At 60.5% G+C, this 21,771-nt stretch carries 21 protein-coding genes; 15 read left to right on the top strand and 6 right to left on the bottom strand.

Annotated elements, in window-relative coordinates:
• Nucleotides 1-31 precede the first annotated feature (31 nt).
• From J0663_RS21875 to J0663_RS21845, 7 genes are all read left to right on the top strand, one after another.
• Nucleotides 32-793, top strand: a complete 762-nt coding sequence (locus tag J0663_RS21875) for a sugar phosphate isomerase/epimerase family protein (protein WP_207242426.1) — start codon at nucleotides 32-34, stop codon at nucleotides 791-793.
• A gap of 8 nt (nucleotides 794-801) precedes the next feature.
• Nucleotides 802-1,935 carry a Gfo/Idh/MocA family protein gene (locus J0663_RS21870; protein WP_207242425.1) on the top strand — a complete coding sequence of 378 codons (1,134 nt, stop codon included), beginning with the start codon at nucleotides 802-804 and terminating at the stop codon, nucleotides 1,933-1,935.
• A gap of 311 nt (nucleotides 1,936-2,246) precedes the next feature.
• Nucleotides 2,247-3,278: an L-glyceraldehyde 3-phosphate reductase gene (mgrA, locus tag J0663_RS21865; protein WP_207242424.1), complete on the top strand. Its 1,032-nt coding sequence runs from the start codon at nucleotides 2,247-2,249 to the stop codon at nucleotides 3,276-3,278.
• A gap of 130 nt (nucleotides 3,279-3,408) precedes the next feature.
• Entirely contained in the window at nucleotides 3,409-5,022 is a 1,614-nt protein-coding gene (locus tag J0663_RS21860) for a glycoside hydrolase family 43 protein (protein WP_207242423.1), read from the top strand.
• 555 nt (nucleotides 5,023-5,577) lie between these two features.
• Nucleotides 5,578-6,504: an ABC transporter ATP-binding protein gene (locus tag J0663_RS21855; RefSeq protein WP_207242422.1), complete on the top strand. Its 927-nt coding sequence runs from the start codon at nucleotides 5,578-5,580 to the stop codon at nucleotides 6,502-6,504.
• Entirely contained in the window at nucleotides 6,501-7,262 is a 762-nt protein-coding gene (locus J0663_RS21850; RefSeq protein WP_207242421.1) for an ABC transporter permease, read from the top strand. The genes J0663_RS21855 and J0663_RS21850 overlap by 4 nt, the downstream gene beginning before the upstream one ends.
• A 779-nt stretch (nucleotides 7,263-8,041) precedes the next feature.
• Nucleotides 8,042-9,325: an MFS transporter gene (locus J0663_RS21845; RefSeq protein ID WP_207242420.1), complete on the top strand. Its 1,284-nt coding sequence runs from the start codon at nucleotides 8,042-8,044 to the stop codon at nucleotides 9,323-9,325.
• A 14-nt stretch (nucleotides 9,326-9,339) separates the two neighbouring features.
• Here J0663_RS21845 and J0663_RS21840 read toward each other — a convergent pair whose 3' ends face one another.
• From J0663_RS21840 to J0663_RS21830, 3 genes are read right to left on the bottom strand one after another with little or no spacing between them, the layout of a single operon-like run.
• Nucleotides 9,340-10,041 (bottom strand): TIGR02281 family clan AA aspartic protease, encoded by a 702-nt coding sequence (locus tag J0663_RS21840; protein ID WP_207242419.1) that lies wholly within the window; start codon nucleotides 10,039-10,041, stop codon nucleotides 9,340-9,342.
• Complete coding sequence (locus J0663_RS21835; RefSeq protein ID WP_207242418.1) at nucleotides 10,038-10,253, bottom strand: DUF1289 domain-containing protein; 216 nt, start codon at nucleotides 10,251-10,253, stop codon at nucleotides 10,038-10,040. Before J0663_RS21835 ends, J0663_RS21840 begins: the two co-directional genes overlap by 4 nt.
• Nucleotides 10,254-10,271: 18 nt before the next feature.
• Nucleotides 10,272-11,054, bottom strand: a complete 783-nt coding sequence (locus J0663_RS21830; RefSeq protein ID WP_207242417.1) for an adenosylcobinamide-GDP ribazoletransferase — start codon at nucleotides 11,052-11,054, stop codon at nucleotides 10,272-10,274.
• 138 nt (nucleotides 11,055-11,192) lie between these two features.
• Between J0663_RS21830 and cobT the strand changes: the two genes are divergently transcribed.
• Nucleotides 11,193-12,209 carry a nicotinate-nucleotide--dimethylbenzimidazole phosphoribosyltransferase gene (cobT, locus tag J0663_RS21825; protein ID WP_207242416.1) on the top strand — a complete coding sequence of 339 codons (1,017 nt, stop codon included), beginning with the start codon at nucleotides 11,193-11,195 and terminating at the stop codon, nucleotides 12,207-12,209.
• A 136-nt stretch (nucleotides 12,210-12,345) separates the two neighbouring features.
• Nucleotides 12,346-12,735 (top strand): diacylglycerol kinase, encoded by a 390-nt coding sequence (locus J0663_RS21820; RefSeq protein ID WP_207242415.1) that lies wholly within the window; start codon nucleotides 12,346-12,348, stop codon nucleotides 12,733-12,735.
• Between the two features lie 15 nt (nucleotides 12,736-12,750).
• Here J0663_RS21820 and J0663_RS21815 read toward each other — a convergent pair whose 3' ends face one another.
• A complete protein-coding gene (locus J0663_RS21815) occupies nucleotides 12,751-14,286 on the bottom strand; it encodes a sensor histidine kinase (RefSeq protein ID WP_207244567.1) in 1,536 nt (511 codons plus the stop codon).
• A 106-nt stretch (nucleotides 14,287-14,392) separates the two neighbouring features.
• On the opposite strand from J0663_RS21815, the gene J0663_RS21810 reads away from it, so the two are divergent.
• From J0663_RS21810 to J0663_RS21795, 4 genes are all read left to right on the top strand, one after another.
• On the top strand, nucleotides 14,393-14,950 hold the full coding sequence (locus J0663_RS21810) for a thermonuclease family protein (RefSeq protein WP_207242414.1): 558 nt from the start codon (nucleotides 14,393-14,395) through the stop codon (nucleotides 14,948-14,950).
• Nucleotides 14,951-14,954: 4 nt separating this feature from the next.
• On the top strand, nucleotides 14,955-15,587 hold the full coding sequence (locus J0663_RS21805; RefSeq protein ID WP_207242413.1) for a uracil-DNA glycosylase family protein: 633 nt from the start codon (nucleotides 14,955-14,957) through the stop codon (nucleotides 15,585-15,587).
• Nucleotides 15,588-15,656: 69 nt separating this feature from the next.
• Nucleotides 15,657-16,145, top strand: coding sequence for an Lrp/AsnC family transcriptional regulator (locus J0663_RS21800; RefSeq protein ID WP_004678404.1), 489 nt, complete (start codon nucleotides 15,657-15,659; stop codon nucleotides 16,143-16,145).
• 724 nt (nucleotides 16,146-16,869) lie between these two features.
• Nucleotides 16,870-17,892 (top strand): porin, encoded by a 1,023-nt coding sequence (locus J0663_RS21795; RefSeq protein WP_207242412.1) that lies wholly within the window; start codon nucleotides 16,870-16,872, stop codon nucleotides 17,890-17,892.
• 401 nt (nucleotides 17,893-18,293) lie between these two features.
• Here J0663_RS21795 and J0663_RS21790 read toward each other — a convergent pair whose 3' ends face one another.
• Nucleotides 18,294-18,977, bottom strand: a complete 684-nt coding sequence (locus J0663_RS21790) for a DNA alkylation repair protein (protein WP_207242411.1) — start codon at nucleotides 18,975-18,977, stop codon at nucleotides 18,294-18,296.
• Nucleotides 18,974-19,843 carry an NAD(P)-dependent oxidoreductase gene (locus tag J0663_RS21785; RefSeq protein ID WP_207242410.1) on the bottom strand — a complete coding sequence of 290 codons (870 nt, stop codon included), beginning with the start codon at nucleotides 19,841-19,843 and terminating at the stop codon, nucleotides 18,974-18,976. Before J0663_RS21785 ends, J0663_RS21790 begins: the two co-directional genes overlap by 4 nt.
• Nucleotides 19,844-20,006: 163 nt before the next feature.
• On the opposite strand from J0663_RS21785, the gene J0663_RS21780 reads away from it, so the two are divergent.
• Both J0663_RS21780 and J0663_RS21775 read left to right on the top strand, forming a co-directional pair.
• Entirely contained in the window at nucleotides 20,007-20,381 is a 375-nt protein-coding gene (locus J0663_RS21780; RefSeq protein ID WP_207242409.1) for a hypothetical protein, read from the top strand.
• A gap of 189 nt (nucleotides 20,382-20,570) precedes the next feature.
• Nucleotides 20,571-21,536: an aliphatic sulfonate ABC transporter substrate-binding protein gene (locus tag J0663_RS21775; protein WP_207242408.1), complete on the top strand. Its 966-nt coding sequence runs from the start codon at nucleotides 20,571-20,573 to the stop codon at nucleotides 21,534-21,536.
• Nucleotides 21,537-21,771 lie beyond the last annotated feature (235 nt).

Raw genomic sequence — 21,771 nt, 5'->3', positions numbered from 1 at the left:
AGAAATGGGCACGAGGCCCAAGGAGAACATGATGACTAAACTCAGCTACCAGCTCTACAGCGCGCGCAACTTCCAGCCCTATTCGGCAATTTTCGAAAAGCTCGGCAAGGCGGGCTATGCCGAAGTCGAGGGCTTCGGCGGCATCTATGCCGATCTCGACGATGCTGGCCTGAAGAGCCTTCGCGCAGAGCTCGACAAGAACGGCCTCGTGATGGCGAGCGGCCATTTCAGCCCGGACTTCCTGGAAAAGGAAGTTCAGAAGTCGCTTAATATCGCTAAGATCCTCGGCATGGATTCGATCTATGCACCGCATCTGGCCGCTGACCAGCGCCCTTCGGACGGAGCCGGCTGGCTCGCCTTCGGCAAGCGTTTGCAGGAAATGAGCAAGCCCTTCAAGGACGCCGGCTACGAATTCGGCTGGCACAATCACGATTTCGAATTCGTCAAGCTCGCTGACGGCTCACTGCCGATCGAGCGCATCTTCGAAGGCGCCCCCGACATTTCCTGGGAAGCCGATATCGCTTGGGTCATCCGCGGCGGCGCCGATCCGTTCGCCTGGATCGAGAAGCTCGGGCCGCGCATCACCGCGGTCCACGTCAAGGACATCGCGGCCCCCGGCGAGGCGAAGGATGAGGACGGCTGGGCCGATGTTGGTCACGGCAAGGTCGAATGGGCTAAGCTGGTTGCGGTGCTGCGCGGAACCAAGGCGAAACATTTCGTCGTCGAACATGACAACCCGAAGGACATCGATCGCAACATCAGCCGCTCGATTGCATCCTTCCAGACCTATTGAGGCATATCATGACCAAGGAACTTGGCGTCGGCATCATCGGATGCGGCAACATCTCCACCACTTATTTCTCGCTCGCACCGCTCTTCAAGGGGCTCAGAGTGCTGGCCTGCGCCGATATCAACCTGCAGGCCGCCGAGGCCCGCGCAAAGGAGTATGGCGTCGAGGCACAGACGATCGACGCGCTTCTCGCCAATGACGAGATCGACGTCGTCGTCAACCTGACGATCCCGGATGCGCATTTTCCGGTATCGAAGGCGATCCTCGAGGCCGGCAAGCACGTCTATTCGGAAAAGCCGCTGGTGCTAACGCTGGAGCAGGGCGAGGAGCTTCGCCGCATTGCCAAGGCGAGGAATCTTGCCGTCGGCTGCGCGCCGGATACCTTCCTCGGCGGTGCTCATCAGCTTGCCCGCAAGTTCATCGACGACGGTGGCATCGGCCGGGTGACGTCTGGCGCCTGCTACGTCATGAGCCCCGGCATGGAGATGTGGCATCCGAACCCGGACTTCTTCTTCCTGCCCGGTGGCGGCCCGATCCTCGATCTCGGTCCCTATTACATCGCCAACCTGATCAACCTGATCGGACCGGTGAAGCGCGTCGGCGCCATGACCTCGATGGCATCGCCGACCCGCACGATCACCAGCCAGCCGCGCCACGGCGAGATCATCCCTGTGAAGACACCGACGACAATCCAGGCGCTGCTCGAATTCGTCAGCGGTGCCACCGTGACGCTGTCGGCGAGCTGGGACGTGTGGTCGCACCGCCACGCGAATATGGAGCTCTACGGCACCGATGGCTCGCTTTACGTGCCGGATCCGAACTTCTTTGGCGGCACCGTCGAGGCCAGCGGCCGCGACAAGGATATCAAGGCGCTCGAGGCCTGGGAGCATCCGTTCGGCAAGATCAATCAGGAGAGTCCGAACGGCTCACGCGCCAACTACCGCACGGCCGGCTTAGCAGACATGGCGATGTCGCTGATCGAGGGCCGCGACGCACGCTGCTCGCTCGACCGCACGCTGCACGGTGTCGACGTCATGACTTCGATCCTAAAGTCGGGCGAGGAGGGTCGGTTCATCGATCTGACGACGACCTGCACCCAGCCGGCCGCGCTCGGCATCGAAGAGGCGCAGGCACTGTTGAGGTAGTTGAAACTGGCGCCGTTCGCTTGCCGTATCGGCGCGTTTGATCCAATAGTTTCGTCACGTTCGGGCATGTCCCACGGCTATCCGGCTTGCTCCGATGGCTGCCCCTCATCCTAGCCCTCTCCCCGTTTGGACGGGGAGAGGGGACGTGCCAAACGCAGTTTTGAGTTTGGAGGGAAGCCGGTGCGGCATCTCCCTTCGCCCCGTTTACGGGGAGAAGGTGCCGGCAGGCGGATGAGGGGCTGCAGTCGGCGATCTCTTGGGTCGAGGTGTGGAATGACGACGATATTAGTATTTTATCAGGAGTTATTCAGATGAACTGGCAACCGGCCGCAGACCGTTATTCGAAAATGAAGTATAACCGCACGGGCCGCTCCGGTCTGAAGCTGCCGGCCGTCTCCCTCGGCCTCTGGCACAATTTCGGCGGCGACACGCCGCATGACCGCAAGATCGACATGTGCCGCACGGCTTTCGATCTCGGCATCACGCATTTCGACCTCGCCAACAATTACGGCCCCCCTCCCGGCAGCGCCGAGAGCGCCTTCGGCGAGATCCTGCGCACCGATTTTTCGGGGCTTCGCGACGAGCTGATCATCTCGTCCAAAGCCGGCTACGACATGTGGCCGGGTCCCTATGGCGAATGGGGCAGCCGCAAGTACCTGATCGCCTCCTGCGACCAGAGTCTGAAGCGCATGGGCCTCGCCTATGTCGACATCTTCTATTCGCATCGTTTCGATCCGGAGACGCCGCTCGAAGAAACCTGCGGCGCGCTCGATTATATTGTCCGCTCCGGCCGGGCGCTCTATGTCGGCATCTCCTCCTATAATTCGCAGCGCACCCGCGAGGCAGCCGCCATCCTTAGGGAACTCGGCACACCCTGCCTGATCCACCAGCCGAGCTATTCGATGCTCAACCGCTGGGTCGAGGACGACAGGCTGCTCGATACGCTCGATGACGTCGGCATGGGGTCGATCGTGTTCTCGCCGCTTGCCCAGGGCATGCTGACGACAAAATATCTCGCCGGCATCCCCGATGACAGCCGGGCGGCGCAGAACCACTTCCTGAAGCGCGATTTCATCCGTCCCTCGATCATCGACAATATCAGGAAGCTCAACGAGATTGCCGAAAGGCGCGGTCAGACGCTGGCGCAGATGGCAATCGCCTGGGTGCTGCGCGGCGGACGCGTGACCTCGGCATTGATCGGCGCCAGCCGCTCCTCGCAGATCGTCGATTGCGTCAAGGCGCTGGACAATATCGAGTTCACGGCTGAGGAGCTGAAGGAGATCGATATCTATGCCAAGGAGGCCGATATCAACCTGTGGGCGAAGTCGGCGGAGCGGGAATAGCTAGGAGCGGCAACCGACTTCCTCATCTCTCTGCTCTCGTGCTAGCACGATGGCGCAGGGAATAAGCTGATGAAAGAGCATAGTGCCAAAAATGATGTACGTACCACAACGATAGCTTGGAGGAGCCGCCATGATCCGCAATCCCATTCTGCCTGGGTTCAACCCCGATCCGTCGATCTGTCGCGTCGGCGAGGATTATTACATCGCCACCTCCACCTTTGAATGGTATCCGGGGGTGCAGATCCATCATTCCAGAGATCTGGTGAACTGGACGCTGGTGCGCCGGCCGCTGGAGCGCGCCTCGCAGCTCGACATGCGCGGTAACCCCGATAGCTGCGGCATCTGGGCGCCTTGCCTTTCCTATGCCGACGGGCAGTTCTGGCTGGTCTATACCGACGTCAAGCGCTTCGACGGCAATTTCAAGGATGCACATAATTACATTGTGACTTCGCCGTCGATCGAGGGCGAGTGGTCCGAGCCCGTCTATGTGAATTCTTCCGGCTTCGATCCGTCGCTCTTCCATGACGACGACGGCCGCAAGTGGTTCGTCAACATGCAGTGGAACCACCGGACGGAAAGCTTCGGCGGTTCGCCGAAATCGCCGGCTTTCGATGGTATCCTACTGCAGGAATGGGACCCGGTCACGAAGGAGCTAAAAGGCCCGATCAAGAACATTTTCGCTGGCAGCCCGCTCGGCCTCGTCGAGGGGCCGCATCTCTTCAAGCGCAATGGCTGGTATTATCTGACGACCGCCGAAGGCGGCACCGGCTATGACCATGCCGTTACCATGGCGCGTTCGCGTCGCATCGAAGGACCCTATGAGATGCATCCGAACATGCATCTGATTACCTCCAAGGATCATCCGGGTGCGGTGCTCCAGCGGGCAGGGCACGGCCAATATGTCGAGACGCCGGACGGCGAGGCCTACCACACACATCTCTGCGGCCGGCCGCTGCCGCCGAAGCGGCGCTGCACGCTCGGGCGCGAGACCAGCCTGCAGAAATGCGTCTGGCGCGACGATGATTGGCTCTATTTGGAAAACGGTACATCAGTGCCCGATATCGATGTACCGGGTCTCTTCGGGGCTGTGCCGGTGGAGAAGCCGATGCGCACCGGCTACAGTTTCGATGGAGGCAGGCTGCCGGCCGATTTTCAGTGGCTACGCACGCCCGAGCCCCGCCGCATTTTCAACCTGACGGACCGCGCCGGCCATCTCAGACTGATCGGCCGCGAGAGCATCGGCTCCTGGTTCGAACAGTCGCTGGTCGCACGCCGGCAGGAGCACCATAGCTTCCGCGCCGAGACCGTGATCGAGTTTTCGCCCGACACCTACCAGCAGGCCGCCGGGCTGACGCATTACTACAACCGCCACAAGTTTCACGCGGTTGCGGTGACGCTCCACGAAACGCTTGGCCGCTGCGTTACCATCCTCTCCTGCGGCGGCGACTATCCGAATGGCCGCCTCAGCTTCCCCGCCGGAAGCGGCGTCGCGATCCCCGCCGACGGCCGTGTCCAGCTTGCCATGGAAATCCGTGAGAACGACCTGCAATTCTTCTGGCAGACGGAAGGCAAGGGGAGCTGGCAACCGATCGGCCCGGTGCTCGACGCCGGCGTCATCTCTGATGAGGGCGGGCGCGGCGAACACGGCTCCTTCACCGGCGCCTTTGCCGGCGTGTTTGCTTTCGATACGTCCGGGCGAGGGAAGACGGCGGATTTTGACTGGTTCAATTATGATGAATTGTGAGGAGTAGCATTTGATGCCTCTACCCGCCCTCGTCCTTCGAGGCCGCTGCAAGGCACCTCAGGAAAAGGGCTGATCGGTGTGCCATGTCGCTGAAGCTACGCAAAAGAAAAGCCGGCGCAGAGGCGCCGGCTAAGACGAACGCGGCTGAACAGGGGATACTGGCCGGTTCCAAGGACTTGGTGACTGACAATAACTTTCATTACATGCCGAGGCAGCGGAAAAGGGCGCAACGAGAACGCCGGAAGACGGCTCCGCAAAGGAATGGGCGGCGGGGCGGATGCCGGTGCTTGCCTCGGCTCTCTTATCCGGCATGAATATCACCGGATGATGACATTGCACGCCGGCCGTCGCCTTTCTTTTCGTCACAAGCTTCGTTGTCGCGGCGATAGCCGAAAGCCGGCTATTTAGATGGTATCACCGCCCAGTGACGTCTCTGCCATTGCAACGGTGTTGGTGCTGCGTGAATGCAGTGTTCACGTTCCCGAAGGATGTCAAAGGGCTGCTGACGAACTATATAGCGGGCCGAAATACCTTCCGAAACTGCAAGAGTCCTGCATGGCCCCGATCATTTCCGTTCAGAATCTCACAAAGACTTACGCCAACGGCTTTGAGGCCCTGAAGGGCATCGATCTCACTGTCGAAAAGGGCGAGATCCTGGCGCTGCTCGGGCCGAACGGCGCGGGCAAGACGACGCTGATCTCGATCATCTGCGGCATTGCCAATCCGAGCGGCGGCCAGGTACTGGTCGCCGGCCACGATGTTGTGAAGGATTTCCGCGCGACACGCTCGATGATCGGGCTGGTGCCGCAGGAGCTGACAACCGATCAGTTCGAAACGGTATTCAACACGGTGAGCTTTTCGCGCGGGCTGCATGGTAAGAAGGCCAATCCGGCCCATATCGAGAAGGTGCTGCGGGCGCTCTCTCTTTGGGACAAGAAGGACAATATGCTGCGCCAGCTCTCCGGCGGCATGAAGCGACGGGTGCTGATCGCCAAGGCGCTCTCCCATGAGCCTGATATTCTTTTCCTCGACGAGCCGACCGCCGGCGTCGACGTGACGCTGCGCAAGGATATGTGGCATGTCGTTGAAGAGCTCCGGGCTTCGGGTGTCACAATCATTCTCACCACCCATTATATCGAAGAGGCCGAGGAGATCGCCGACCGCGTCGGCGTCATCAACGGCGGCAAGCTGCTGCTCATCGAGGACAAGGCGGCGCTGATGGCCAAGCTCGGCCGCAAGCAGCTCATCCTCGATCTCGCCGAACCGCTCGAGCGGCTGCCGAACTGTTTTGCCGGCAACGGACTGACGCTGGAAGGGGGCGGCAATCGGCTGACCTATGATTTCGATGCTAGCAAAGAGCAGGAAAGTATCGCGGCCCTGCTGACCCGGCTCGGTGAAAACAATATCCACTTCAAGGATCTCTCGACCCGACAGAGCTCCCTTGAAGATATTTTCGTGGCGTTGGTGGGAGCGGGGAAATGAATTTCGAGGCGGTCAAATCGATCTATTTTTTCGAGATGGCGCGCACGCGCCGCACGCTGCTGCAGAGCGTCATCTCGCCCGTCATCTCGACCTCGCTCTATTTCATCGTCTTCGGTGCTGCAATCGGTTCGCGCATCGAGGAGGTTGGCGGCGTGTCCTACGGCGCCTTCATCACGCCCGGCCTGATTATGCTGACACTGCTCGGTCAATGCATCAGCAACGGCTCCTTCGGTATCTATTTTCCGAAATTCACCGGCACGATCTACGAGGTGCTGTCGGCGCCTGTGGCGATGGCAGAGATCCTGCTCGGCTATGTGGGCGCGGCGGCGACTAAAGGGATGATCATCGGCTTCATCATCCTCTTGACGGCCACTCTTTTCGTCGACGTCAGGATCGAGCATCCTTTGATGATGATCCTGTTTTTCCTGCTGACGGCGATCACGTTCAGTCTGTTCGGTTTCATGATCGGCATCTGGGCCGGCAATTTCGAGCAGCTTAACCTCATTCCCATGCTGGTCGTGCCGCCGCTGACCTTCCTTGGCGGCAGTTTCTATTCTGTCAGCATGCTGCCGCCCTTCTGGCAGGCGGTCAGCCATCTCAACCCGGTGCTCTATCTCGTCAGCGGTTTCCGCTGGAGCTTTTACGGGATCGCCGACGTCAATCCGGTCATCAGTCTGGCGATGATCACAGGCTTCCTGGCGATCTGCCTGGGAACGCTCGGCTGGATCTTCAAAACCGGCTACCGGCTGCGCAATTGATCCGGCCCTGAAGAAGCGCCCCAATTTCAACATCAAGATTGCCCAGCAAGATTCATCGGTCAGGGGGCAATTGGCTGCTGAGCAGCAATGTATTCGGGGTTTTTGCAATCGCATCCATCTGTTGCGTAGCCCCACAGCCAAGTCTGCCAGGGAGGCTGCCCATCCCATCAAGGTTACCTTTGCCGTGGTACTGGACGGAAAGGAGCCATTCGCCGCGCAGGTGTCATGTCTTCCGAACAGTCCCTGCAGTCTCGCCACATATGACGATGGCGACATCGATCTTGAAATCACCGTGTATTCGGGCTCACAAGCGCATGGTGACTTGAGTATTTCCTGTTCGCCGGATCCCTGCTCCTTCCGGAACTATCGATCGCGGATCGATTTCACCGGTCGGCGTTCGAGATCTTGTCCGGCGCGGCGGACGTAGGCACCGCGATCCCGCTGGTTATACGGCAACGACCGGAGATAGGCCACGTGCTTCTCGCGTAGTGAGCGTGTTGCCGTCGGGGTTTCGCCGAAGGACAACGCCGATCGGCGCGCGTTGCAGCTAGAACGCGCGTTGACGGAGTGCTAATTTCTCTTTAGCTGTAACGGTCATGAAGATCGCAATGGTTCTTGTCGTGGTGATAGGGCGCATGGGCAGGATGGTGTAACTATCCGGCGATCAGCCCCATGCGCAATAAAATCTAGCTCCTGACGGGGCTTTTTTTGTGCCCTGAATGTGCGCTTCGCCTCGTCGGATTTCCCGAAAAAATCTCGCTGAAAAGATGGGCAAGACCATGGCACGCGACGATTCCATCCAGAGTTCTCCCAGCAGCCTCACCGGAAAAGCGACTGCAGCCCCGATCGCAGCGCCCAGGCGCACGGTCCTTCTTCTGCTGACGGCGCTCTCCGTATTGCCGGTCAATATATATCTGCCGGCGCTGCCAAACATCGCAGCCACGTTCCAGGTCGATTTCGCGCTCGTCAATCTTTCGATTGCTGGCTACGCGATCATCAATGCGCTGACGGAAATCATCGCCGGCGCGATGTCGGATCGTTATGGGCGTCGGCCCGTTGCGCTGATCGCCGTATCGATTTTCATCATCGCCTCCATCGGCTGTGCCCTCGCTCCCAATATCGGCGTCTTCCTGCTGTGTCGCGTGATGCAAGCCTCCATCGCGGCCTGCTTCTGCGTCGCCCTCGTCGTTATCAAGGAGACGGCGGGCGAACGCCAAGCCGCCAACAGGATTGGTTACGCAGCCATGGGATGGGCCATCGCGCCGATGCTGGGGCCCACCTTCGGTGGCGTTCTGGACGAGATGTTCGGATGGCGGGCGATCTTCGTCGCTCTTGCGCTGCTCGGCGCAGCCATCCTCGCCATTTCCATGCGCGAGCTGAAGGAAACCGCCGGGCTCGCGTCGAGGCCGGGAGGCAATTATTTTGCCTCTTATCGGCAGCTTCTCGGTTCGCCGCGGTTCTGGGCGTATACGCTGTGCATGGCGTGCTCCACCGGCACTCTCTATATCTTTCTCGGAGGCGCATCCTTGGCTGTCGGTTCGTCGCTCGGCGGGTCGAGTGCGAAACTGGGCCTCTTCATGGGAATGGTTCCCGCGGGGTTTATTCTGGGCAGTTTTCTCGCTGCCCGATTGGCGGGCAAATCCCTGAGCACCACGCTCGTCATTGCGCGTTTGTCGACATGCATAGGTCTGTTGTTGGGACTGACCCTGTCGATCACAGGCGTGACGCATGTCCTGGCATTTTTCGGACCCTGTGTCTTCATCGGCATCGGCAATGGCTTGACCTTTCCCGCCGCCAATCTGGGCGTGATGTCGGTTCGCGCCAATCTCGCAGGCACCGCGGCCGGCTTTGCCGCAGCGATGTCGATTGCCGGCGGGGCACTGATCGCTTCGATCGCTGGGCTGTTTCTTCGGGAGGCAGGCACTGTTCCGACGTTGTTCGCGATGTTGCTGACATCGGCTTCGCTTGCCTTGTCGGCAGCGCTTTTCGCAGCTTTTGTCGATCGGCAAGCTGCAAGACGCGTTCCCGATGGAGAGCCTGCCGAAAGCGGATCGGGGGGATGATCTGGTCTGCCGGCTCAATCCCGCATGCGCAGTTCGTCGGTTTGCATCTGCAGCGAGCCCAGTGTTTCCAGGAAGCTCATGCCGAGCAGGCTCTGGTCGAGCCGGCCGTCCTCGGCGACGCTGGCTGCGACATTGTTGCGGACGATCGGCCCGATCGCCACCTGGTCGAGCGTGATGGGGGCTGCGCGGCTGCGGCCGTTGGCGGTCATGACCGTCATCGAATAGGTGAGGCCAGTGAGATCGATGCCGATGCGTTCGGCATCCTCGTGCGAGAGCGCCACCATGCTGGAGCCGGTATCGACGAGCATCTCGACCGTTCGGCCATTGACACTGACGTCGGCTTCGAAATGGCCGTTCAACAGCTTGTGCAGGATGATTTCCGCGCCACCCTCGCTCGTCGTGACGATGACGGCACGGCCGGGAACAAGGCCGGCGAGCACCCGGTTGCCGACCCCAAGCGCTTCCTGGCGATAGAGATAGACGGTCACAAGCCCCAGGATGATGACCAGCCAGATCATCATCTGGCGCATGGTTTCACCGGCGCTGCGCCGGCTTGCCCAAATCCCGGCTGACAGCATCAGCGCGATCGGCAGCAGATAGACAACGCGGCCGAAATCGTCGCTTTGCAGGCCGAGAATGCGGCCGCTGTCGTGGTTGAGGATCAGCACGGCCAGGCCGATGCCGATCACGGCGAGAAAGGCGGTGAAACGGATCATAGAGGCCGCTCCGGCAGCTCGGAGAGACGCATTTTTATCTGGCTCTTCGTGCCGGCGGTGGCGAGCCTTGCCGGCAGCTGCGCCATGATCCCGCGCCGCTCGGCGTCGGTATAGTTCATCCAGCCACCGATTTCCTGAAGAGTGCGGCCGCAACCGGCGCAAAATCCGGTGGCTGAAACCATCGTGCAGACATGAATGCAGGGTGTTTGCATGGAGGATATATCGGCGTTTCAAAGAGCCGTGGCAAGTGCGCAAAGGGTGGCGATTTCGCAAATCTGCTGCGTCGCGCCCAGTGTGTCGCCGGTGTGGCCGGCAAGCTTGCGGCGGATGACGACGGTGAAGGCAAATCCCGCGACGCCGGTGGCGAGCAGGCTGGCGACGAGCGGCCGCAGGCCGAATGCCGGCCAGATCAGAAGCGCTGCGAGGAAACCCGCGGAGACGAGCGCAAAATGCATCGCTGCCTCATTCGGCTGACCGGTCGAGGCAGCGACGCCATCGGCCTTTGCCGGCGGCAGCCGTTGCCAATGCCAGGCGATGCCGCCGCGGCTGAGCGCTGCGACGGCGGCAACGGCAAGGGCTGCGGCGAGCGGCGAGGAATGGCGGACGATGGCGGCGAGGGCTGCTGCACGGATGGCAAAGGAGAGAATCAACGCGATCGCGCCATAGGTGCCGATCTGGCTGTCCTTCATGATAACGAGGCTCTGTTCGCGGTTCGTGCCGCCGCCAATGCCGTCGGCCGTATCGGCCAGGCCATCTTCGTGCAGTGCACCGGTGATAAGAGCCTGAACGGAAAGCGCGACAAGCGCTGCCATCAGTGGATCGGCGCGCATGCCCGAAAGAATGACGAGGGCGAGCGCTGGGACAAAACCGATGACAAGGCCGGCGAGCGGAAAGGCGCGCACCAGCCGCCCGAGCCTGCCGTCATAGCCTTTGAACAGCGCCGGCGGCATGGGAAGGCGGCTCAGGAAGGCGACGGCGCGTGCGGTATCGACCGCATAGTCCTTGATCTTCATTCTGTTTCGTTCTGCCGGAGGGTGCGGCGCTTTTGATGTTGTTCGCTTCGTCCGCCGGCTTTAAGAGAGAGCCATCGCAAAGAAGCTGATTTGCGAGAAAAAAACAAGAATAGCCGATTCATAGGAAAAACCGCACAGATGAGCGTTTCAGGCCTGCCGTTCGACGATTTCCGTACCCTGCTCCGCGACCTGCCGGGGCCGGATGCCCGCGCGCTGGTGGCCGCGCGCGAACGCGACGCGCAACTGACCAAGCCGCCGGGCGCGCTCGGACGGCTCGAGGAGATCGCCTTCTGGCTGGCCGCGTGGACGGGCCGCCAACCTGCCGTCAACCGGCCGCTGGTGGCAATCTTCGCCGGCAACCACGGCGTTGCCAGGCAGGGCATCACGCCCTTTCCGCCCGCCGTCACGCAGCAGATGGTCGAAAATTTCGCCGCCGGTGGGGCGGCGATCAACCAGATCTGCGTCGCATACGATCTCGGGCTGAAGGTTTTCGATCTGGCGCTGGATTATCCCACCGGCGACATCACCGAGGAGGCCGCGCTTTCCGAACGTGACTGCGCCGCGACCATGGCTTTCGGCATGGAAGCGATCGCCGGCGGCACCGATCTGCTCTGCATCGGCGAGATGGGCATCGGCAATACAACAATTGCGGCCGCGATCAACTACGCGCTCTATGGCGGTTCGGCGCGTGACTGGGTGGGACCCGGCACCGGCTCGGAAGGCGAGATGCTGGAGCGCAAGATCGCCGCGGTGGAAAAAGCGGTAGCGCTGCATAACGACCATCTCGACGATCCATTGGAGATCATGCGCCGGCTTGGCGGCCGCGAAATCGCGGCGATGGCCGGCGCCATCCTCGCCGCCCGGATGGAGCGTATTCCGGTGCTGATCGACGGCTATGTCGCGACCGCCGCAGCGGCGATCCTGAAAGCTGCCAATCCCTCCGCGCTCGATCATTGCCTGATTGGCCACGTCTCGAGCGAACCCGGCCATCTGCGTGCGATCGAGATGCTCGGCAAGACGCCGCTTCTGGCGCTCGGCATGCGGCTCGGCGAAGGCACCGGGGCGGCGCTCGCCGCCGGCATCGTCAAGGCGGCGGCTGCCTGTCATTCCGGCATGGCGACCTTTGCTCAGGCGGGTGTGAGCAACAAACATTGAGGCTGCGGTCGGCGCAGTCGACCCACCGGGCTTTGCTTGCGCCGCTCCGGCGGATTCGCTATTGCCTATTTGCTGGCCAATAAGGGAGACGGCGGGGCTTTTCCCCGGTGGCGCAACGGGAAGAGGAGAGCGCGTCTTGACGAAGCCTGCGGTGACGAAAGAGACCGGGTTTCGGCATTTCATCGCCGCCGCCAGCTATTCCTGGGCTGGCTTCCTGCGCGTGCTGAAAGAAGCGGCCTTTCGCCAGGAGCTCGGTTTCTTCATGATTTCGATGGCAGCACTGGCGCTGGTGGGGGCGACGATTGGCGAGATCGTCGTCGCAGTGCTGTTGTTTCTCGGACTTTTTTCGATGGAAGCCATGAATACCGCCGTCGAAGAGGTGATCGACCGGATTTCGCCGGAGATTTCGATCGTCGGCAAACATGCCAAGGATCTCGGCTCCTTCGCGGTAACCTGCATGATCGCCGCCTGCTGTCTCTATCTCGGCTTCGTCATCGGCAAGCACGTGTTATTCGGCCCGGCGTGATATGCGCGAGCTCGATCAGGCAAAACTCTTGCGCTTGCGCGCGACCGCCTGAGCCTCTTCGACGGCCGGCAGGCTCTGGAGCACACGCTTGGCGGGCAGGATGGCAATGACCTCGGTGCCTTCACGCAGCTTCGATTTCAGCAGGAACTGTCCGTCGTGCTTGGCAAGGATCGCCTGGACAATCGGCAGGCCGAGGCCGGTGCCCTGTTCGGCGCTCTTGATGGCGATCGAGCCCTGGCCGAAGGCCGACAGGACAACGGGAATCTCTTCTTCCGGAATGCCGGGGCCGTTGTCCTTGATCGAAATGTACTGTCCCCCGCCGGCCGTCCAGCCGACCTTGACGTGGATCTCGCCGCCCTGCGGCGTGAATTTGACGGCATTGGAGAGGAGGTTCAGCACGACTTGGCGCATCGACTTCTCGTCTGCCCAGATGGCCGGCAGCTGCCGCTCGAACTGATCCGAAATGGCAATATTCTTGGCGCGGGCGCGCAGCTGGACCATGCCGATGCAATCCTCGGTGATATCGAGTAGCGAGATCGCCTCCTCGCTCAGCTCGTATTTGCCGGCTTCGATGCGCGACAGGTCGAGGATCTCGTTGATGAGATCGAGCAGATGCTGGCCGGAGCGATGGATATCCCCGGCATATTCCTTGTAAGTCGGATTGGCGAGTGGTCCCATGACTTCGGCTGACATCACTTCGGAGAAGCCGAGGATAGCGTTGAGTGGCGTCCTGAGTTCGTGTGACATGGAGGCAAGGAAGCGGGACTTGGCGAGGTTTGCCTCTTCGGCGCGGCGGCGCGCCTCGTCAGACATCGATTTCGCCACTTCCAGCTCGGCGATCAGGTCGTCCTTCTCCGACTGGTAGGAGAGGATCCTGAGGTTCGATTTGAAGAGTCGGTCGCTGATATAGTTGAAGAAGACAAGAGTTGTGGTGAAGAGCCCGGTCAGGCTGATTTCGAGGAGGTCGCGCGACAGGCCGCTCTTGGCGCCAAGCGCCAGGACAGCCGGCGCGAAGGCGACCAGCACGGCGGGAGTCAACATGAAGTTCGACATCGCCGTGACAGAGAGCGCAATCAACAATGTTGCGCCCTTATAGAGAATGAAGCTCGACGGCTCGCAGGCGTCGCATCCCTGCAGCGCGAAGACGGCCCAGCAGCAACCGACCAGGAATTGGCCGAGCAGCAGCAGGCGGCGCCATTTGCGGGCGCTCTCGGAGGTGATCTCCTGCCGGCGTGCGCGCCGGGCGAGCAGGATATTGCCCGTATGACAGGTGAGCGTCAGCAGCGCCCAAAAGAGCAGTCGGGTATCCTGAGTGAAATAGACGCCGAGGGCCGTGATAATAACGACGAAGAGCGGCATGATCGTCGCGCCCTGCATCATCGACGTAATATACATGTTGAGTACGTCACGGTCGAAGGCGGAACTGGACGCATGGCCGGACTGCAGGCGTTCGCGCGTCTGCCGCACAGCCTTGGAAACGGCCTTGTTGCGGTGGCTGCGCGACCTGTCGACGATAATCTTGTCGGTCGATGTGCTTACGCCGGTACTCATGTGCACGTTGAAACTTCATCCCAGGGTGGATAAGAGCTTAACCGGCAATTCTTAAGAAGATGTTTGCCATCTTTGCCAAGGATTTGTTTTTTAAGGAGGCGAAAGCGTGACACGGGTCCTGCGCGTGATTCGTGACGGCGTCATCGCTTTTGCATTGTTGACGCTCCTGGCGCTGGTTGCCGCCAAGGTCAACGATAGCGCAACAACCAAGCATGCGGGCGCCTTTCATGCTGCCGATGGCGACAGTCTGACCTTGGGGGAGGAACGCTTCCGCCTCGAAGGCATCGATGCGCCTGAGCTTAACCAGCGTTGCGAGCGGGGAGGAAAGGCGTGGGCTTGCGGGCGCGCGGCGCGCGAGGCGCTGCAGGAGATGGTGCTGGCATCGGGAACGCTTTGTCGAGGCAGTCGGCGCGACCGCTACGACAGGCTGCTTGTCGTCTGCCGGAGCGGGGCGGGCGGCGACATCAATGCCGCCATGGTGCGCCGGGGTATGGCCATTTCCTATGGCGGTTACGGCAAGGAAGAAATCGAGGCGAGGGGTGCGAAGGTGGGGCTATGGGCTGGAACTTTCGAGCGGCCGCGCGATGTGCGCGATCATGCCCGCCATAATTCCGGTTTCGATGAGGCGCTGCGCTTCATCGGGCGGATCGTCGGATGGGAGTAAAACGATGACCGACGAAGCCGAGCTGGAAACCCTGCGGCGGGAAATTGCCGCCTGCCGAATCTGTCGTGACGCCCCACAAAAAGGGCCTCATAACCGGCTGCCGCACGAGCCGCGGCCGGTGGCCGTAATCTCTTCGACTGCGCGCATCCTGATCGCCGGGCAGGCGCCCGGCCTTCGGGTGCATGAGAGCGGTCTGCCATTCGACGATGCCTCGGGCGACCGGCTGCGGTCATGGCTCGGCGTTGACAGGGCAAGCTTTTACGACCGCGAGCAATTCGCCATCGTGCCGATGGGCTTCTGTTTTCCCGGCTATGACGACAAGGGCGCGGACCTGCCGCCCCGTCGCGAATGTGCGCCCTTCTGGCGGCAAAGAGTAATTTCGGCGATGCCGCAGATCGAATTGGTGCTGGTCATCGGCCAATATGCGCAGGCCTGGCACATGGGCGGCGGAGGCAGGGGCGGCATGACCGAGACTGTGCGGGCGTGGCGCGGCAGCCTCCTGTCCGGCCGCTCGCCGGCGGTGCTGCCGCTGCCGCATCCGAGCTGGCGCAACAGCGGCTGGCTCAAACGCAATCCCTGGTTCGAGGAAGAACTGCTGCCGATCTTGCGGGAGCGGACGAAAACACTGCTTTCCTGAAACAAAATTCTTTTCGTCGCGCGGAATCGAGTTATACAAAGAAAATAATTCGAAAGGACTGACGTGCGCATGGACCGCCTCGACCGAAAAATACTGCGTCTTCTGCAAGAAGATTCAACCCTTGCCGTTGCCGACCTCGCCAAAAAGGTCGGGCTCTCGACCACACCGTGCTGGCGGCGCATCCAGAAGATGGAAGAAGACGGCGTCATCAAGCGCCGCGTCGCCATCCTCGATCCGGAGAAGGTCAATACCAAGGTCACGGTTTTCGTGTCGATTCGCACGGCTACCCATTCGATCGAATGGCTGCGGCGCTTTTCCGAGGTGGTCGCCGAATTCCCCGAAGTGGTCGAATTCTACCGGATGAGCGGTGATGTCGACTATCTCTTGCGCGTCGTCGTACCCGATATTGCCGCCTATGACGCCTTTTATAAGCGGATGATCGCCAAGATCGAGATTCGCGACGTCTCCTCCGCCTTTGCTATGGAGCAAATCAAGTATTCGACGCAGCTGCCGCTCGACTACATGATTCTCGAGAATGCCAAGTCCAACGAGGATTGACGTTCAGCGTGCGCGCTGCGATCGCCCGCGACCTATCCACAAGGTTGCATCGGACCGGCAGTCCGCAGTCGTTCCGTCGCGTCCGCTCGTGCCTCAAGCCAAGGCGTCCGAGGTGATTCGAGCGCACGCGGAAAGGCGCCGGCCGAAATGCGGCTTTCCGAAGAATCCGGCTCGGCTGCAGAAAAAGCCCGAAATATCGCGAAAAAAAGCTCCGATTTCGCCAAAATCCCGGAAATATATATAGCCTGGTAACGATTGCGAGGCTATATTGTGTGGCATCAGTGAGCGCTATGTCATCATTTTGTCTCATTGGTATCGAATTCAGAACACCATGTTCTACACCGCTGCCTTGTATATGTTCGTTAGTCGGCGGTAGAGTTTATGCACTTCACCAATATGTTCGACAGAGGTCGGACGGTGGAGAATTTGACAATGGGGTTTAGCGGTTGTGGCTTGCGATGAAGGTTTTCATCGGCGGGCCATTCTGCGCGTTTTTTTGACGCATATATTTGAAATTGTTGTATAAAAATCACGTCTGTAGCGAAAGTTGCTCAAGCAGACCCATCTGACATCCATCGCGAATTGCTTGATACGGCCTTCTATGTGATGACGGTTTGGCGGTTCGATCGATCCGCACGCCGAGATGGCTGTTCAAACTGGGCCGACTTCAAATCGACTACCCGATGAGACGTCAGCCCCGATCGACAAAGGAATGGATTGGTAAATGAACATCAGAATGGTTTTGCTCGCATCAGCAGCAGCATTTGCTGCATCGACGCCGGTTCTTGCAGCTGACGCTATTGTTGCTGCTGAGCCGGAACCGGTTGAATATGTTCGCGTCTGCGACGCTTACGGCACCGGCTACTTCTACATCCCCGGCACCGAAACCTGCCTCAAGATCGAAGGTTACATCCGTTTCCAGGTTGATATCGGTGAAGAGCCGCTCAACGGTTCGGAAAGCAACGACTCGGATTGGGATGCCCGCACCCGCGGTCAGGTTCAGTTCACGGCCAAGAGCGACACCGAGTATGGTCCGCTGACCGGCGTCATCGTCATGCAGTTCAATGCTGACAATGCCTCCGACCAGGATGCCATCCTCGACTCCGCTTACCTCGACATCGCGGGCTTCCGCGCTGGTCTCTTCTACAGCTGGTGGGACGACGGTCTCTCGGGTGAAACCGACGACATCGGCTCGATCGTAACGCTGCATAACTCCATCCGTTATCAGTACGAAAGCGGCACGTTCTACGCTGGCATCAGCGTCGACGAACTGGAAGACGGCTTCTACAAGACCGGCGAAGAGCCGAACAACGTTGGCGTTGCCTTCGGTCTCGGCGGCACTGCAGGTGCCTTCAGCTACCAGCTTACCGGCGGCTGGGACTTCGACAACGAAGACGGCGCTATCCGTGCAATGGGTACGGTTGAAATCGGTCCCGGTACGCTCGGCCTCGCAGCCGTGTACTCTTCCGGCCCGAACTCCTACTACTCCGCAGCTGAATGGGCTGTCGCTGCCGAATATGCTATCAAGGCAACCGACAAGCTCAAGATCACTCCTGGCGTCCAGTACTACGGCGACTACTACGTTGCCGGCGACGACTTCAGCGATGGCGACGCTTGGAAGGTTGGTCTGACGGTTGATTATCAGATCGTCGACAACTTCTACGCCAAGGCTTCGGTTCAGTACCTCGATCCGGAAGATGCTGACGACTCCACGACGGGCTACTTCCGTCTGCAGCGTTCGTTCTAATCCACTTCGTGGACGCCCCCGGTCTTCGGACCGGGGGCACTTCAAAACAGTTTCTGATCCGAGTGACCTCCGATCAGCTACGGGGACGGGTCCGGTCTTCCCTGCCGGGCCGTCCTTGCAGTGTTTTTGGCCAGCATTCTTATTGCGTCTTTTAAAGCCGCCATCCACATTGCTGTCGCACGTCGGCATCCTGCCAGCCTTCATTGAGGGCCATTTCCCGATCTCAAGAATACCGGCGCGTGCATCCGCCTCCGGTCGATGCTGATGCTGCAGGTGCGAGTTGCGCCTCCATAGGTGTTCCCGTACTGCCATTGGAAACCTCCTCTGTGAGATAGGGCGAGTATCCAAGAGGTGGGCGGGTTTCCAGCTTTTACCATTTCCGCCGAGCCAGAGCGCATGTTCTATCTCAGCCGCGCCAGCAGCTTTTCGCCGGCGAGCTCCCTGACGGCATCCTTGCCAATCCAGCGGGCGGTCTTATCGGGGCTTTCAGCCAGAAGCTTTGCCAGCTTCAGCGCCGGGCCGTGGCAGGCGCGATTGCGCTTGCCGATGCTGCGCAGCGCCCAGCTGACCGCCTTGCGCACGAAGTTTCTGGAATCGCCGGAATGGGCCTCGATCAGCGGCAGCCAGGCGAGGATGGCGGCGTCAGGTTCCTTTCGCCGATGAACGGCGGCGCCTGATATCATGGCGAAGGCCGTACGCCTGACAAATTCGCGCTCGTCGGCGGCGAATTCTGAGATGAGCTCGTCCAGGCGCGCCTCGACGAAGAGGTCGGCGGCGCAGTCGACGATTTCCCAGGAGTTGAAATCATCGGCCCAATGTCTTGCCTCGTCCAGCGTCAGCCGCTTCGGCTCAGCCGTGTAGAGGGCGAGCAGGCGGGCTTCGCGGATATCGCTTCGCCAGAGCAGCATTGCCCTGACGTGATTCCTCTTCGCCAGCCTGCCAATCGCCCTGATGTCGGGATTGGAGATGCCGAGGGCGCGGCCGGTGACAATGCCGAAGCGCGCCATGCCGGCGATGTTCTCCTCCGAACGCAGCGTTTCGAGATGGGCGATCAGTTCAGCCGGATCGGAGGAGGGGCCGATCATTTCTCGAGACGAGCGAGCAGCGAGGACGTGTCCCAGCGATTGCCGCCCATCGCCTGCACGTCGCCGTAGAACTGATCGACGAGAGCAGTGACCGGCAACTTGGCGCCGTTGCGGCGCGCCTCTGTGAGGACGATGCCGAGGTCCTTGCGCATCCAGTCTACCGCGAAGCCGAAATCATATTTGCCGGCGTTCATCGTCTTGTGGCGGTTTTCCATTTGCCAGGAGCCGGCCGCGCCCTTGGAGATCACCTCGACGACCTTTTCGATATCGAGGCCGGCGCGCTTGCCGAAATGCAGGGCTTCGGAAAGCCCTTGGACGAGGCCGGCGATGCAGATCTGGTTGACCATCTTGGTCAGCTGGCCCGAGCCGGCCGGCCCCATCAGGCCGACCATGCGGGCATAGGCTTCGATAACCGGTCTGGCGCGTTCGAAGACGGCCTCGTCGCCGCCGCACATGACGGTCAAGACGCCGTTTTCCGCGCCGGCCTGGCCGCCGGAGACAGGAGCGTCGATAAAGTCGACGCCTCTTTGCTTTGCCGCGCCATAAAGCTCGCGGGCGACCTCGGCGCTGGCCGTCGTGTTGTCGATCATGACCGAACCCGGCTTCATCCCGTGCAGGGCGCCGTTCTCGCCTGAGGTCACCGATCGGAGATCTTCGTCATTGCCGACGCAGACGAAGACGAAATCAGCGCCAGTGGCGGCCTCGGCCGGGGTGGGGGCGGATTTGCCGGAGAATTTCTCGGCCCATGCGGCGGCTTTTTCGGCCGTACGATTATAGACGGTGACATCGTGGCCGCCCTTCGTCTTCAGATGACCGGCCATGGGAAAGCCCATGACGCCGAGACCGATGAACGCGACTTTAGCCATATGTCCTATCCTTTTTCAGAAGTGCAGGCACGAGGATTAACCGAAACGGCGCGGGCAGAAAAGCCCGTGAAGACAGACTTCGGTAAGATCGGGATATCGAGGCTAGCTGCCGCTCGGTCGGGCTCTAGATTGGGGAGGAAGGCAGATGTTTCCGGGAGGTGACATGAGTGAAATTCCGACGATCAAACAGCGACGCAAAGGCCGCAGCGGGATGCAGGCGATGCTTATTCCATCACAGCAGATGGTCGTAGAACAAATTCGACAGGCGCCGGAAGGTGTTTTCACCGAAGTCGGCGTCCTGCGCCGCGGTCTCGCTGCCCGATATGGTGCGGATGCCTGTTGCCCGGTGACTGTCCAGAGGCATTTGCGTGCGATCGCCGAGGCTGCCTTCGGCGCATTGGAGAAGGGGGAGCCGGCTTCGACGGTCACGCCCTATTGGCGCATGGTCGATCCGGCAAGCCAATTTGCGACGCGTCTTGCAGGCGGCCCAAATTTTATCCGGGAGCGGCTGGCCGCCGAGCGTTCGAAGGGGTTGTGAGTTCAGGACGCCAAGAGCGCGAAAAAATTCCGCTCAAAGCGGCTTTTCCGGGCTGCATAATCTCGATCAAGTCGGAATATTGCAAATAAAATTGTCGATCTAAATTATAGATTTCATCATCATGGCATTCATAGTGACAAGCCGTCCAGCCGAAAACAGGCTCGGCACCGTTTAAAAAAGGGGATAGCCATGATTTCACGTCGACAAACGCTCGGGCTTTTGGCCGCAGCTGCAGCCACCACCGTGCTGCCGGCTGTCAGGCCGGCGCGCGCTGGCGCCAGCGAATTCCGTATCGGCTGGCAGAAGAACGGCGTGCTCGCCCTTGCCAAGCGGCGTAGTGCACTTGAGAAGCGGCTGGCAGATCGCGGCATCACCGTCAGCTGGTCGGAATTCACCTCGGGGCCGCCGCTTCTCGAAGCGCTGGGCGCCGGTGCTCTCGATTTCGGCGCGACCGGCGACGTACCACCGCTCTTTGCCCAGGCGGCCGGAGGGCAGCTCTATTATGTCGGTATTTACAGGGGCAGTCCGGCGGCTTCGGCCATCCTCGTGCGCAAGGATTCGCCGATCAAGACGCTTGAAGACCTGAAGGGTAAGAAGGTCGCCTTCAAGCGCGGTTCCAGCGCTCATAACGTAACCGTCAAAGCCTTGCGCAAGGCGGGCCTGAAGCCGGAAGATGTCGAACAGCTCGACCTCTCGCCGCCGGATGCCGCCGCGGCGTTCAAGAATGCGAGCATCGACGCCTGGTCGATCTGGGATCCTTATCTGGCGATTGCTGAAGCCGATCCGGAGACGCGCATCCTGGCGACAGCCGAAGGCATCGTCGATTCCTACAGTTTCTTCCTCGCCAACCGCGATTTCACCGATGCCAACGGGCAGGTGATCGTCGACGTGATCGACGAACTCGCCAAGGTCGGTAAATCGGCACAAAGCAATCTCGACGCGACGGTGAAGGAGCTTGCGGAAATCACGGGCGTGCCGGTTGAAGTAACTCAGGTTACATTAAGGCGCAAAGGCGCCGACCTCGGCAGCGTCTCCACCATCACCGATGCGGCCGCCGGCTTTCAACAGGCGCTCGCCGACGAATTCTACGGGCTCGGTATTCTGCCGAAGAAGCTTGTGACCGGCGATATCGTCTGGCGTCCCAAGGCGAGCTGACTTTTCGCGGTGTCGGGATTTCCGCGCGGTAAGGAGAGGGCCTTTATGCCGCCGAGCCGGAAAAATATTCTCCAAATTCGATTACAATAGCAAATTGATATTGTCGATCTAATTGATGGTCTATGGCAGTATCCTGGCGATCGACAGCGGGCGGGAACACCGTCTGGCCACCATCGGATCGAAGGATATTTCAGATGCTCGCGCACAAACATACCTCCGGCCTTCCCACGGCCTC

This window comes from Rhizobium lentis (assembly GCF_017352135.1).
GTDB classification, from domain to species: domain Bacteria; phylum Pseudomonadota; class Alphaproteobacteria; order Rhizobiales; family Rhizobiaceae; genus Rhizobium; species Rhizobium lentis.
This window is presented reverse-complemented; position numbering and strand designations above follow the sequence as displayed.